Here is a 13,158-nt window from a genome sequence, read left to right on the forward strand (position 1 = left end):
AGACACGGCGTGTCCCAATCCCACACCCGCCCCACCCACCGCATCGCCGTGATTCCCGGCGACGGCATCGGCCGCGAAGTGGTCCCCGAAGGCCTGCGGGTACTTGAGGCCGTCAGCCGGCGGTTCGGTATTCACTTTCACTTCGACCACTTTGCCTGGTGCAGCGAGCATTTCCTGGCCCACGGTACGATGATGCCCGACGACTGGGCCGAACAGATCGGCAGCCATGACGCGATCTTCTTCGGCGCTGTCGGCGCGCCGGACATCATTGCCGACCACACTGCCGTGTGGGAGTCGCTGCTGAAGATCCGCCGCCAGTTCGATCAATACGTGAATATCCGCCCGGTGCGTCTGATGCCTGGCGTGCCCTGTCCGCTGGCCGGCCGCGTGCCGGGTGACATCGACTTTATCGTGGTGCGGGAAAACACCGAAGGCGAATACTCCAGTGTCGGCGGGCGCATGTGGGAAGGCACCTCGCGGGAAATCGCAGTGCAAGAGTCGATCTTCTCCCGGGAAGGCGTGGACCGCGTGGTGGATTACGCCTTCAAACTGGCGCAACAGCGGCCCCGGAAAAACCTGGTGGCGGCGACCAAATCCAATGGCATCTCGATCACCATGCCGTTCTGGGACGAGCGGGTGAACGAGATCGCCCGGCGCTACCCGGACGTGAAGACGGCCAAGTTCCACATCGACATTCTGTGTGCGCACTTCGTGCAGCACCCCGACTGGTTCGATGTGGTGGTGGCGTCCAACCTGTTCGGCGACATCCTTTCCGACCTTGGCCCGGCGTGCACCGGCACCATTGGCATTGCGCCGTCGGCCAACCTGAATCCGCAGCGGCGTTACCCTTCGCTGTTCGAGCCGGTGCACGGCTCGGCGCCGGACATCGCCGGGCTGGGCGTGGCCAATCCTATCGGGCAGATCTGGTCGGCCGCGCTGATGATCGAGCACTTGGGCGACGGTCATACGCTTTACCAGGAAGCTGCGGCGGCGATCGTATCCGCCATCGAAACCGTGCTTGCCGAAGGCCCGCGCACCCGGGAAATGGGCGGCAGCGCCAGCACCGTCGAAGTGGGCCGCGCCATCGCCGAATGCGTCGCAGGGAACAGGAGTTGAACATGACCAACGCACATTACATCGCCAATCAATGGCTGGCATCGACCTCGCTGGAAGACATTCCCGTGATCGACCCGAGCACCGGCGAAACCTACTCGAGCATCGCCCGTGGCACGGCCGCCGATATCGATGCGGCGATCCGCGCGGCGCGCCTGGCACTCGGGGAAACCTTCGATGGGCCGTGGGGTACGTTATCTGCCGTGGAGCGCAGCCGCCTGCTGGCGAAGCTCGGCGTGGCAGTGTTGGACCATCATGAAGAGCTGGCGCAGATCGAAGCGCGGGACACCGGCAAGGCATTGAAAGTCGCCCGCGCTGATGCCACTGCCCTCGCACGCTACTTCGAGTACTACGCCGGCGCCGCCGACAAACTGCACGGCGAAACCCTGCCGTATCAGGCTGGCTACACCGTATTGACCGTACGCGAACCTCATGGCGTGACCGGGCATATCATCCCGTGGAATTACCCGATGCAGATTTTCGGTCGCAGCGTCGGCGCTGCGTTGGCGGCGGGCAATGCGTGTGTGGTCAAGCCGGCGGAAGATGCCAGCCTGTCGTTACTGCGCCTGGCGGAGATCGCTGCCGAGGTGGGCTTTCCGGCTGGCGCGATCAATGTGGTGACCGGTTATGGTTATGAAGCCGGTGCAGCGTTGTGCGCACACCCGGGCATCGATCACATCTCGTTTACCGGTTCCACTGCCACCGGCACCGCCGTATCGAAAGCCGCCGCCGAGCGCCACTGCCCGGTGACGTTGGAACTGGGCGGCAAGTCGCCGCAACTGGTGTTCGCCGATGCCGATCTGGATGAAGCGTTGCCGGTGCTGGTCAATGCCATCATTCAGAACTGCGGGCAAACCTGCTCAGCCGGCAGCCGCTTGCTGGTGGAGCGCAGCATCTACGAAAGCCTGCTCGCGCGCCTCAGCCAGCGTTTTTCCGAGTTGCGTGCCGGGCCTTCAGCGCTGGACCTGGACATGGGCCCGCTGATCAATCAGAAGCAGCAACGCCTGGTGCGGGAGTTTATTCGCGAGGCCGAACTGGCCGGGATCACCGTCGCCGCACGTGGCACGGTGGTGGCCGAGGCTGGCAGCGGCGGGTATTTCCAGGAGGCGGTGCTGTTCCGCGATGTGCCACCAGACAGCCGCCTGGCGCAACAGGAAGTGTTCGGCCCGGTACTGGCCGTGATGCCTTTCGATGATGAAGCCGAAGCGATTCGCCTGGCCAACGGCACCGAGTTCGGCCTGGTGGCCGGCGTGTGGACCCGCGACGGCGCGCGGCAAATGCGCCTGGCGCGCACGCTGCGTTGTGGCCAGGTATTCATCAACAACTACGGAGCCGGTGGCGGCGTCGAACTGCCATTCGGCGGCGTGAAGGCCAGCGGTTATGGCCGGGAAAAAGGCTTCGAAGCGCTGCTGGGCTTTACCACCTTGAAGACTATTGCGATCAAACACGGTTGATTCCTCACAACAACAAGAACGGAGAACACACCATGCGTTTAGCCAATAAAGTCGCGATCGTCACCGGCGCCGGCTCGGGGTTTGGCGAGGGCATCGCCAAGACATTTGCCCGCCAGGGTGCCAAGGTCATCGTTGCGGACATGAACGCCGTGGGCGGTCAGCGAGTGGTCAATGAGATTGCCGAAAGCGGCAGCCATGCGCACTTTATCGAGGTCAACGTGGCCAACGATGAAAGCATGGGCGCGCTGCTGCGCGGCACACTGGAGCAATTCGGTGGGCTGGACATCGTCATCAACAACGCCGGTACCACCCACCGCAACCGGCCGATGCTGGAGGTCGATGAGGCCGAGTTCGACCGGGTGTTTGCGGTCAACGTCAAAAGCATCTTCTTGAGCGCCAAGCATTTTGTGCCGCACTTTCGCGGCCAGGGCGGCGGCGTGTTCGTCAACATTGCCTCGACGGCAGCGATCCGCCCACGCCCGGGACTGGTCTGGTATAACGGCAGCAAGGGCGCAGTGGTGGTCATGAGCAAGACCATGGCGGCAGAGTTGGGGCCGGACAATATCCGCGTCAACTGCGTGAATCCGGTGGTGGGTGCCACGGCATTGCTCAGCGAATTCATGGGCGTGCCGGACACCCCGGAAAACCGCCAGAAGTTCATGGCGACCATTCCCCTGGGGCGCTTTTCCACCCCGCAAGATGTGGCCAACGCCTGCTTGTACCTGGCGTCGGACGAAGCGGCGTTCATCACCGGCACCTGCCTGGAAGTCGATGGCGGGCGCTGCGTGTAACTCACTCTCACAGGGACCGGAATTGCTATGTGTGATCTTCATAATAAGAACGAGCCGAACACCCGGGAATTGCTTGAAGGCCTGCCAAAGAACTGGGGTAAATGGGGACCGGACGACGAAGTCGGTGCCCTCAATTACCTGACTGAAGCCGAAGTGCTGCGGGGCGTCGCCTCGGTGCGACAGGGCAAGACCTTTACCCTGCAAGTGCAGATCGGCCACCCGGGCGGTGACCCGATGTGGCCCGCGCGCAACCCGTCGATGCGCTTCAACACCCTCGACCACAGTCATTACCACTTCGGCAAACAGCCGCACATGACCGGTGGCGCGGCGTATTCCGACGACGTGATCTTCATGCAGTTGCAAGGCTCGACCCAGTACGACGCCCTCGGCCACGCCTGGTACGACAATCAACTGTGGAACGGCTACGACGCCCAGACCACCGTCGGCGGCATGGCCAAGGCCAGCGTGCTGGCCATCGCCGAACGCGGCGTGGTGGGCCGTGCCGTGCTGATCGATATGGCCCGCCATCGCGGCAAGAAATGCCTGGGCCGTGGCGAAACCTTCAACCACCTGGACCTGCTCGACGCCGCCAAGGCCCAGGGCGTGACCATTGAAAAGCGCGACATCCTGATCATCCGCACCGGTTCCATGGGGGCGTTTTATGAGCTGGGCAAGACCGAGTTCTTCAAAGACCTGATGGAGCCGGGGCTGACCTACAGCCGCGAGCTGGTGGAATGGTTTCACGAAATGGAAATCCCCAACCTGGTGACCGACACCATCGCCAACGAAGTGATCACCGACCCGGTGTCCGGGGTGCAGATTCCGCTGCATTGCGCGCTGATGCGCAACCTGGGAATCGCCTTCACCGAGATTGTGTTGCTGGAGGAACTGGCCGCCGATTGTGCGGACGACGGCCAGTGGAAATTCCTCTACACCGCCGCCCCGCTGAAGATTGTCGGGGGCAGTGGCGCACCGGTGAATCCGGTGGTGATCAAGTAGACGCTCAATCTCAGTGGCGAATTTGCGAATCGCGAACTCGCCACTGGACTCAAGGCCGATGGGATTTCGCCAGGTACTCTTCGATGTTATTCATCTGATCATCCCAGCCTCGGGAGTTCTTCTTGTAGGCCTTCTGGCGGCGAGCGTCCGGGATCGCATCGAAACCTGACTCCACCACCCGCAACAAGATGCCTTCGGCGTGATCCTCAAGGGTGAACTCCACCAGTGTGGGCGTTTCGGCGTCGTAATCGACATCCTTGTCTACGGCGTAGGGATGCCAACTGAAAGAGAAGCGTGTTTGTGGCTCAAGGCGCTCGATTTTGGCCTTCCACACCACATGCTCGTAACCGGGATAAGTAATTTGGGCTTCAAGGGCCCGGCCCTGGGCAAACTGCTTGCCCTTGAGAGCGATGCCAAACCAATTGCCGAATTGCTCGGCGTCGGTCAGTGCTTCCCAGACGCGTTGACGTGGAGCGTTGAGCAGGACTTTACGTTTGATTTCATTTGATTCGTGCATGAGACACCTCCTGTATTGACAGTAGGCGACATCGACCAATGCGCAACCTTTGACAAGGTATAAGGCATGAACAGCGTCATGCCCTGAAGACCTCAGACGTGGGGATCACCCGGCGCCTTACTGGGCGTCGCGTATTGCGGCTTCAAATGGCCTTCCTGATCGAGCAACCAGGCATCCATGATCTGCCGCACCACCGGGCCCGCCACCCGGCCACCAGCCTCGCCGTTTTCAATCATCACCGAAATCACGATCCGCGGGTGCTCCGCCGGGGCGAAACCGACGAACAAGGCGTTGTCACGGTTGCGTTCCAGGGTCTTGAGACGGTTGTAACGCTCGCCCTGCTTGATCGCCACCACCTGTGCGGTACCACTCTTGCCGGCAATCCGGTATTGCGCACCGGCTGCAGCCGCCCGGGCGATACCTCGTGGGTCGTGCATGACCAGTTGCATGCCGTGGTTGACCTGCTCCCAGTCGCGCGGGTCTTTGAGGACAACGTTGGGCATCGGATTTTCATCCACTGGCGCCACGCCATTGATGGTCTTGGCCAGGTGCGGGCGGTTCCATACGCCTTTGTTGGCGATCAACGCAGTGGCCTGGGCCAGTTGCAGCGGGGTGACCTGCATGTAGCCCTGGCCGATGCCGAGGATCACGGTTTCACCCGGGAACCACGGTTGGCGTCGGGTGGCGCGCTTCCAGGCCTGGGACGGCATCAAGCCGGCCGACTCTTCGAACATGTCGAGGGAGACTTTCTGGCCAAGGCCGAATTCAGCCAGGTAGTCGTGCAGGCGGTCGATGCCCAGCTTGTGGGCAAGGTCGTAGAAGTAGGTGTCGTTGGAGCGCATGATCGCCGCGTCCATGTCCACCCAGCCGTCGCCGCTGTGGTTCCAGTTGCGGTATTTATGGTCGAAATCCGGGAGTTGGTAGTAACCCGGGTCGAACACGCGGGTCTGGGCGGTGACTACACCGCTGTCGAGGCCGGCGATGGCGACTTCCGGCTTGATCGTCGAGCCTGGCGCGTAGAGCCCGCGCAGCACGCGGTTAAACAGCGGACGATCAAGAGAGTCGTGAAGCGCTGCGTACTCCTTGAAGCTGATACCGGTGACGAACAAGTTCGGGTCAAAGCTTGGCTTGCTGACCATCGCCAGGACTTCGCCGGTTGCCGGGTCGAGAGCGACCACCGAGCCGCGACGGTCGCCGAGGGCTTCTTCGGCAGCTTCCTGGAGTTTGACGTCCAGGCTCAGGACAATGTTTTTGCCGGGGATCGGGTCGGTGTGCTTGAGCACTCGCAGGACGCGGCCCTGGGCGTTGGTTTCAACTTCTTCATAGCCCACGTGGCCATGCAGCTCGGACTCGTAGAAACGCTCGATCCCGGTTTTACCGATGGACTGCGTGCCCCGGTATTCCACTGAATCGAGGGCCTTGGATTCTTTTTCGTTGATCCGGCCTACGTAGCCAATGGAGTGGGCAAAGTGCGCACCCAGCGGGTAATGGCGGACGAATTGCGGCTCGACATCCACGCCAGGCAGGCGGAATTCGTTGACGGCAAGCACGGCGATCTGTTCTTCGGTCAGCTCATAAAACAGCGTGACGGGGACGAAGGGATGACGCGCTTGCTTGAGCGCTTTATCAAATACGCCACGGTCCTCGGCAGGCAAATGCAGGAGGCTGACGATGGCGTCCAGCTCACCCTTGAGATCGGTTGTACGTTCGCGGGTGATGGTCAGGTTGTAACTGGGACGGTTGTCGGCAAGTACTACACCATTGCGGTCATAGATCAGGCCGCGCGTCGGTGTAATCGGTAGGACGTGGACGCGATTGTTTTCGGAAATGGTGGAGTGGTAGTCGTACTGCACCACCTGCAGGAAGTACATCCGGCCTACCAGGGCGCAGGTGATGCCGATGACCAGCAGCGCGCAGGCCAGCAGCCGCTTGTTGACCAGGCGGTTTTCTTTTTCGTGGTCCTTGATCGGTATCGGTTCAGGCATTTCTACAGCATCTCGTTGAAATAAGGTCGACGCCGCTTCCTGCGGAGAATAATCAGTCCCTGTGAAAATGTGCTGCACCATACCAAAAATGCGGAAACACTTTGCATCGATTTCCCTGAACGGTGTGCTTATAGAGCCTGTTCATGCCCTTTGGTTTGGGACGTGGACCTTATTCATACATTTTCATGCTGAGGAATCAGCTGAGGATCGATTTGGGTTCCAGGAATGCTTCCAAGCCGAATGTGCCGTACTCGCGGCCAATGCCCGATTGTTTGAAACCGCCAAACGGTGCGAATGGCTCATGGGCGAGGGTATTGATCAGGACTCGGCCGGCATCGATACGGCTGGCCAGATTGCGGGCGCGTTCGGGATTTGAAGACAGAATGTACGCCTGGAGGCCGTAGGGGGTGTCGTTGGCTATCGTCAGTGCTTCCTCCTCGGTCGCGTAGGTAATGATCGATAGCACCGGGCCGAAAATCTCCTCGCGAGCGATGGTCATTTGATTGGTCACGCGGCTGAATACGGTGGGTCTCACAAACCAGCCCGCCGTGATGCCTTCTGGCAGACCGGGGCCTCCCGCTAGCAGGTGAGCGCCCTCCTCGATCCCGATCTGAATGTAGCGCTGCACGCGCTCCCATTGTTTAAGGCTGACCATGGGGCCCACGGCCGTGGCTGGATCACGAGGATTACCGGCTTGTACTTTGGTCACTTCCTCGATCATCAGCGCTTCGATTTCAGCCAGGCGACTTTGAGGTACCAGGATTCGGGTGCCGGCGATGCAGGCCTGACCACTGTTCATGAAGCCGGCCTGGAGAGCCAGGGGCACGGCGGTTTTGAGATCCGCATCATCGAGAATCAGCACCGGTGATTTGCCGCCTAGTTCCAGAGTGACGCGCTTCAAGGTCTCGGCGCCGGTACGCAGGATGGTTTTGCCGACAGCCGTTGAGCCGGTGAAGGAGACTTTTGCGATGTCGGGATGGGCGCTCAACACGGCACCTACGGTTTCACCACGGCCGGTGACGATGTTGAACACGCCCGCGGGCAGCCCCGCTTCATGGAGTGCGCGGGTGACAATGGAGGTCTGGATTGCGCTCATTTCACTGGGTTTGATCACCGCAGTACAGCCGGCGGCCAGCGCTGCAGCGAGCTTGCCGCAGATAAAACCGGCGTTGCTGTTCCAGGGCGTGATCAAACCGGCCACACCCAACGGCTGCATGACCACCTCGGCAATGCCGATACGTCGGGAGAAGTTGTAGTTCTCCAGAACCGAAGCGACATCCTGCAGGACGCTGGCCGCGTGCTTGGCCATCCATCGCGCACGTGAAACCGGAGCACCATACTCCTCGATAATCGCGTCGGTGAGTTCGTCCTCGATGGATTCAACGGCAGCGTGCATGCGTTTTAGATAGCCAATGCGTACATCTTTCGAGCTGTGGGAAAACTCGATAAACGCTCGCTTGGCGGCGGCGATGGCATCCAGGGCGTCCTGTTCATTGGCCAATTGAACCTGGCCGATACCCTGGCCTGTGGCGGGATTGAACAGGTCAAAAAGCTCTTCGCCATGGGGAGTTACAAAAGCGCCGTTGATATAGATCTGGTTGATGCGTTGCATAGGTCCTCCGGGACGCTGAGCTAGTGCGTCATACGGTAAGTCACTATGATTGAGCTGATAAGCCGTACAATTCTGCATGAGTTGATGAGTGATTCAGGACAATGAATACATCCGGACTGAACGAACTGGAAGCCGTATTGGCAGTGGCGCGGCATCGAAGTTTTCGTGCGGCGGCGACTGAGTTGAATGTGTCGACGTCGGCGCTAAGTCACTCTATTGCAGGCCTTGAAGCGCGGATGGGGGTGAGGTTGTTCAATCGCACAACGCGCAGTGTGTCGTTGTCTGAAGTGGGCGCAGAGTTTGTCGAGACAATTACGCCGGCACTGTTGAGCATCCGCACAGCCTTGGAGCAGGCGGGAAATCGCAGCGCAGAACCCAGCGGTACCTTGCGCCTGAATACCTCAGCAGGTGCCGCAAAGCAGGTGATGCCGCTGCTGCTGGAGTATTTGCGGCGCTATCCGCGGATGAAACTGGATATCGTCACTGAAGGGCGTCTGGTGGATATCGTTGCGCAGGGGTTTGATGCGGGGATTCGTCTGGGCGACACGGTTCCTCAAGACATGATCGCGGTCGATATCAGCCAGGCTCAGCGTTTTGCGGTATTGGGCAGCCCGGAGTATTTTGCCAACCACCCAGTCCCCGTCAGCCCGACAGATCTACGGGCCCATCAGTGTATTCGCAGCCGAATGCCTGGCGGTGCGATCTACCACTGGGAGTTTGAGCGTCATGGCGAAGCACTTGCTATTGAGGTACAGGGGGCTTTAACCCTGGATAATCCGAGTCTGATGCTTGAGGCTGCCAGAGCGGGACTGGGCTTGACCTATCTTACGGAATGGAATGCCGCCGCTGATTTAGCGAAGGGGACGTTAGTGCGGGTGCTGGAAGAGTGGACGCCATCTTTTGAACGTCTGTGCCTCTATTATCCAGGAAGACGTCATGTGCCGGCTGGATTAAGGGCGCTGATCGAATTGATCAGAGAGAAAGGATTTTAAACGGCAACGCAGTGAGTTTTCGACCGCCCAAAACAAAACCCCTGATTGCGTTAGCAATCAGGGGTTTCGGAATTTAATCTTGACGATGACCTACTCTCACATGGGGAAACCCCACACTACCATCGGCGATGCATCGTTTCACTGCTGAGTTCGGGATGGGATCAGGTGGTTCCAATGCTCTATGGTCGTCAAGAAATTCGGGTACTGAGTCGTGACCAGCTGGCCTCGCTTCAGCAAATTGGGTATGTGATAGCTTTCGGTGTTTTGTGAGTATCTCGAACTTTCGGTTCGTTTCGTCTTCACACACCGCAATCTGGTGCTCTTTCGCTTTTCAGCTTGAAGCATGCAAATTGCTTGGGTGTTATATGGTCAAGCCTCACGGGCAATTAGTATTGGTTAGCTCAACGCCTCACAGCGCTTACACACCCAACCTATCAACGTCGTAGTCTTCGACGGCCCTTCAGGGAACTCAAGGTTCCAGTGAGATCTCATCTTGAGGCTAGTTTCCCGCTTAGATGCTTTCAGCGGTTATCTATTCCGAACATAGCTACCCGGCAATGCCACTGGCGTGACAACCGGAACACCAGAGGTTCGTCCACTCCGGTCCTCTCGTACTAGGAGCAGCCCCTCTCAAATCTCAAACGTCCACGGCAGATAGGGACCGAACTGTCTCACGACGTTCTAAACCCAGCTCGCGTACCACTTTAAATGGCGAACAGCCATACCCTTGGGACCGGCTTCAGCCCCAGGATGTGATGAGCCGACATCGAGGTGCCAAACACCGCCGTCGATATGAACTCTTGGGCGGTATCAGCCTGTTATCCCCGGAGTACCTTTTATCCGTTGAGCGATGGCCCTTCCATACAGAACCACCGGATCACTAAGACCTACTTTCGTACCTGCTCGACGTGTCTGTCTCGCAGTCAAGCGCGCTTTTGCCTTTATACTCTACGACCGATTTCCGACCGGTCTGAGCGCACCTTCGTACTCCTCCGTTACTCTTTAGGAGGAGACCGCCCCAGTCAAACTACCCACCATACACTGTCCTCGATCCGGATAACGGACCTGAGTTAGAACCTCAAAGTTGCCAGGGTGGTATTTCAAGGTTGGCTCCACGCGAACTGGCGTCCACGCTTCAAAGCCTCCCACCTATCCTACACAAGCAAATTCAAAGTCCAGTGCAAAGCTATAGTAAAGGTTCACGGGGTCTTTCCGTCTAGCCGCGGATACACTGCATCTTCACAGCGATTTCAATTTCACTGAGTCTCGGGTGGAGACAGCGCCGCCATCGTTACGCCATTCGTGCAGGTCGGAACTTACCCGACAAGGAATTTCGCTACCTTAGGACCGTTATAGTTACGGCCGCCGTTTACCGGGGCTTCGATCAAGAGCTTCGCGTTAGCTAACCCCATCAATTAACCTTCCGGCACCGGGCAGGCGTCACACCCTATACGTCCACTTTCGTGTTTGCAGAGTGCTGTGTTTTTAATAAACAGTCGCAGCGGCCTGGTATCTTCGACCGGCATGAGCTTACGGAGCAAGTCCTTCACCCTCACCGGCGCACCTTCTCCCGAAGTTACGGTGCCATTTTGCCTAGTTCCTTCACCCGAGTTCTCTCAAGCGCCTTGGTATTCTCTACCCAACCACCTGTGTCGGTTTGGGGTACGGTTCCTGGTTACCTGAAGCTTAGAAGCTTTTCTTGGAAGCATGGCATCAACCACTTCGTCATCTAAAAGATAACTCGTCATCAGCTCTCGGCCTTAGAATCCCGGATTTACCTAAGATTCCAGCCTACCACCTTAAACTTGGACAACCAACGCCAAGCTGGCCTAGCCTTCTCCGTCCCTCCATCGCAATAACCAGAAGTACAGGAATATTAACCTGTTTTCCATCGACTACGCTTTTCAGCCTCGCCTTAGGGACCGACTAACCCTGCGTCGATTAACGTTGCGCAGGAAACCTTGGTCTTTCGGCGTGGGTGTTTTTCACACCCATTATCGTTACTCATGTCAGCATTCGCACTTCTGATACCTCCAGCAAGCTTCTCAACTCACCTTCACAGGCTTACAGAACGCTCCTCTACCGCATCACCCGAAGGTGATACCCGTAGCTTCGGTGTATGGTTTGAGCCCCGTTACATCTTCCGCGCAGGCCGACTCGACTAGTGAGCTATTACGCTTTCTTTAAAGGGTGGCTGCTTCTAAGCCAACCTCCTAGCTGTCTAAGCCTTCCCACATCGTTTCCCACTTAACCATAACTTTGGGACCTTAGCTGACGGTCTGGGTTGTTTCCCTTTTCACGACGGACGTTAGCACCCGCCGTGTGTCTCCCATGCTCGGCACTTGTAGGTATTCGGAGTTTGCATCGGTTTGGTAAGTCGGGATGACCCCCTAGCCGAAACAGTGCTCTACCCCCTACAGTGATACATGAGGCGCTACCTAAATAGCTTTCGAGGAGAACCAGCTATCTCCGAGCTTGATTAGCCTTTCACTCCGATCCACAGGTCATCCGCTAACTTTTCAACGGTAGTCGGTTCGGTCCTCCAGTTAGTGTTACCCAACCTTCAACCTGCCCATGGATAGATCGCCCGGTTTCGGGTCTATTCCCAGCGACTAGACGCCCTATTAAGACTCGCTTTCGCTACGCCTCCCCTATTCGGTTAAGCTCGCCACTGAAAATAAGTCGCTGACCCATTATACAAAAGGTACGCAGTCACAGAACAAAGTCTGCTCCCACTGCTTGTACGCATACGGTTTCAGGATCTATTTCACTCCCCTCTCCGGGGTTCTTTTCGCCTTTCCCTCACGGTACTAGTTCACTATCGGTCAGTCAGTAGTATTTAGCCTTGGAGGATGGTCCCCCCATATTCAGACAAAGTTTCTCGTGCTCCGTCCTACTCGATTTCATGACTAAGAGATTTTCGCGTACAGGGCTATCACCCACTATGGCCGCACTTTCCAGAGCGTTCCGCTAATCTCAAAGCCACTTAAGGGCTAGTCCCCGTTCGCTCGCCACTACTAAGGGAATCTCGGTTGATTTCTTTTCCTCAGGGTACTTAGATGTTTCAGTTCCCCTGGTTCGCTCCATACACCTATGTATTCAGTGTAAGGTAACCATCTTATGATGGCTGGGTTCCCCCATTCAGACATCTCCGGATCAAAGTCTGTTTGCCGACTCCCCGAAGCTTTTCGCAGGCTACCACGTCTTTCATCGCCTCTGACTGCCAAGGCATCCACCGTATGCGCTTCTTCACTTGACCATATAACCCCAAGCAATCTGGTTATACTGTGAAGACGACATTCGCCGAAAATTCGCAATTACTTACAAATTTTACCTTAGCCTGATCCGTTACCAGTGAAAGTAACGTTCAGTCTATCTTTCTATCACATACCCAAATTTTTAAAGAACGATCTAATCAAAGACTAGAAATCAACATTCACCATCACAACGATGGAATGCTCATTTCTAAGCTTTCATAACGTAGAAGCAGTAGTGGTGGAGCCAAACGGGATCGAACCGTTGACCTCCTGCGTGCAAGGCAGGCGCTCTCCCAGCTGAGCTATGGCCCCGTATTTCTACAGGCGTTTCCCACACAAAATTGGTGGGTCTGGGCAGATTCGAACTGCCGACCTCACCCTTATCAGGGGTGCGCTCTAACCAACTGAGCTACAGACCCAATTTCGGGCTGCTTCTTA

8 protein-coding genes, 2 tRNA genes and 2 rRNA genes are annotated in these 13,158 nt (G+C 57.6%); 5 read left to right on the forward strand and 7 right to left on the reverse strand.

All coding sequences use genetic code 11. The annotated features are described in order from the left end of the window. Nucleotides 1–9 precede the first annotated feature (9 nt). The 4 genes from NVB75_RS09645 to NVB75_RS09660 are packed head-to-tail and all read left to right on the forward strand — an operon-like array spanning nucleotide 10 to nucleotide 4,357. Entirely contained in the window at nucleotides 10–1,116 is a 1,107-nt protein-coding gene (locus NVB75_RS09645) for a tartrate dehydrogenase (RefSeq protein WP_258346986.1), read from the forward strand. Between the two features lie 2 nt (nucleotides 1,117–1,118). Next, nucleotides 1,119–2,567, forward strand: a complete 1,449-nt coding sequence (locus NVB75_RS09650; RefSeq protein WP_258346987.1) for an aldehyde dehydrogenase family protein — start codon at nucleotides 1,119–1,121, stop codon at nucleotides 2,565–2,567. A 32-nt stretch (nucleotides 2,568–2,599) separates the two neighbouring features. Then, the gene (locus NVB75_RS09655; RefSeq protein WP_258346988.1) at nucleotides 2,600–3,358 is read left to right on the forward strand and encodes an SDR family oxidoreductase; all 759 of its coding nucleotides are present in this window, start codon (nucleotides 2,600–2,602) and stop codon (nucleotides 3,356–3,358) included. Nucleotides 3,359–3,385: 27 nt separating this feature from the next. Beyond that, on the forward strand, nucleotides 3,386–4,357 hold the full coding sequence (locus tag NVB75_RS09660; RefSeq protein ID WP_063028426.1) for a cyclase family protein: 972 nt from the start codon (nucleotides 3,386–3,388) through the stop codon (nucleotides 4,355–4,357). A gap of 49 nt (nucleotides 4,358–4,406) precedes the next feature. On the opposite strand, the gene NVB75_RS09665 is transcribed toward NVB75_RS09660, so the two are convergent. The 3 genes from NVB75_RS09665 to NVB75_RS09675 form a co-directional block, all read right to left on the reverse strand. Continuing rightward, complete coding sequence (locus tag NVB75_RS09665; protein WP_258346989.1) at nucleotides 4,407–4,874, reverse strand: SRPBCC family protein; 468 nt, start codon at nucleotides 4,872–4,874, stop codon at nucleotides 4,407–4,409. Between the two features lie 92 nt (nucleotides 4,875–4,966). Then, nucleotides 4,967–6,859 carry a penicillin-binding protein 2 gene (gene mrdA / locus NVB75_RS09670; RefSeq protein WP_010166602.1) on the reverse strand — a complete coding sequence of 631 codons (1,893 nt, stop codon included), beginning with the start codon at nucleotides 6,857–6,859 and terminating at the stop codon, nucleotides 4,967–4,969. A gap of 196 nt (nucleotides 6,860–7,055) precedes the next feature. Next, nucleotides 7,056–8,471 carry an aldehyde dehydrogenase family protein gene (locus NVB75_RS09675; RefSeq protein WP_258346990.1) on the reverse strand — a complete coding sequence of 472 codons (1,416 nt, stop codon included), beginning with the start codon at nucleotides 8,469–8,471 and terminating at the stop codon, nucleotides 7,056–7,058. A 101-nt stretch (nucleotides 8,472–8,572) separates the two neighbouring features. Between NVB75_RS09675 and NVB75_RS09680 the strand changes: the two genes are divergently transcribed. Continuing rightward, nucleotides 8,573–9,463: a LysR family transcriptional regulator gene (locus NVB75_RS09680; protein WP_258346992.1), complete on the forward strand. Its 891-nt coding sequence runs from the start codon at nucleotides 8,573–8,575 to the stop codon at nucleotides 9,461–9,463. Nucleotides 9,464–9,540: 77 nt separating this feature from the next. On the opposite strand, the gene rrf is transcribed toward NVB75_RS09680, so the two are convergent. The 4 genes from rrf to NVB75_RS09700 form a co-directional block, all read right to left on the reverse strand. Next, a 5S ribosomal RNA gene (rrf, locus tag NVB75_RS09685) occupies nucleotides 9,541–9,656 on the reverse strand. Nucleotides 9,657–9,828: 172 nt separating this feature from the next. After that, nucleotides 9,829–12,722: ribosomal RNA gene (locus NVB75_RS09690) — 23S ribosomal RNA — on the reverse strand. Between the two features lie 234 nt (nucleotides 12,723–12,956). Beyond that, a tRNA-Ala gene (locus NVB75_RS09695) sits at nucleotides 12,957–13,032 on the reverse strand. Between the two features lie 30 nt (nucleotides 13,033–13,062). Further along, nucleotides 13,063–13,139 (reverse strand) — tRNA-Ile (locus NVB75_RS09700). Between the last annotated feature and the right edge of the window lie 19 nt (nucleotides 13,140–13,158).

This window comes from Pseudomonas sp. CBS (genome assembly GCF_024734645.1).
Lineage (GTDB): Bacteria > Pseudomonadota > Gammaproteobacteria > Pseudomonadales > Pseudomonadaceae > Aquipseudomonas.

What these genes read in the sequence shown, in the direction of transcription:
- NVB75_RS09650 (WP_258346987.1), top strand. Translation starts at nt 1,119, where the DNA reads ATGACCAACGCACATTACATCGCCAATCAATGGCTGGCATCGACCTCG.
- NVB75_RS09655 (WP_258346988.1), top strand. Translation starts at nt 2,600, where the DNA reads ATGCGTTTAGCCAATAAAGTCGCGATCGTCACCGGCGCCGGCTCGGGG.
- NVB75_RS09660 (WP_063028426.1), top strand. Translation starts at nt 3,386, where the DNA reads ATGTGTGATCTTCATAATAAGAACGAGCCGAACACCCGGGAATTGCTT.
- NVB75_RS09665 (WP_258346989.1), bottom strand. Translation starts at nt 4,874, where the DNA reads ATGCACGAATCAAATGAAATCAAACGTAAAGTCCTGCTCAACGCTCCA.
- mrdA (WP_010166602.1), bottom strand. Translation starts at nt 6,859, where the DNA reads ATGCCTGAACCGATACCGATCAAGGACCACGAAAAAGAAAACCGCCTG.
- NVB75_RS09675 (WP_258346990.1), bottom strand. Translation starts at nt 8,471, where the DNA reads ATGCAACGCATCAACCAGATCTATATCAACGGCGCTTTTGTAACTCCC.
- NVB75_RS09680 (WP_258346992.1), top strand. Translation starts at nt 8,573, where the DNA reads ATGAATACATCCGGACTGAACGAACTGGAAGCCGTATTGGCAGTGGCG.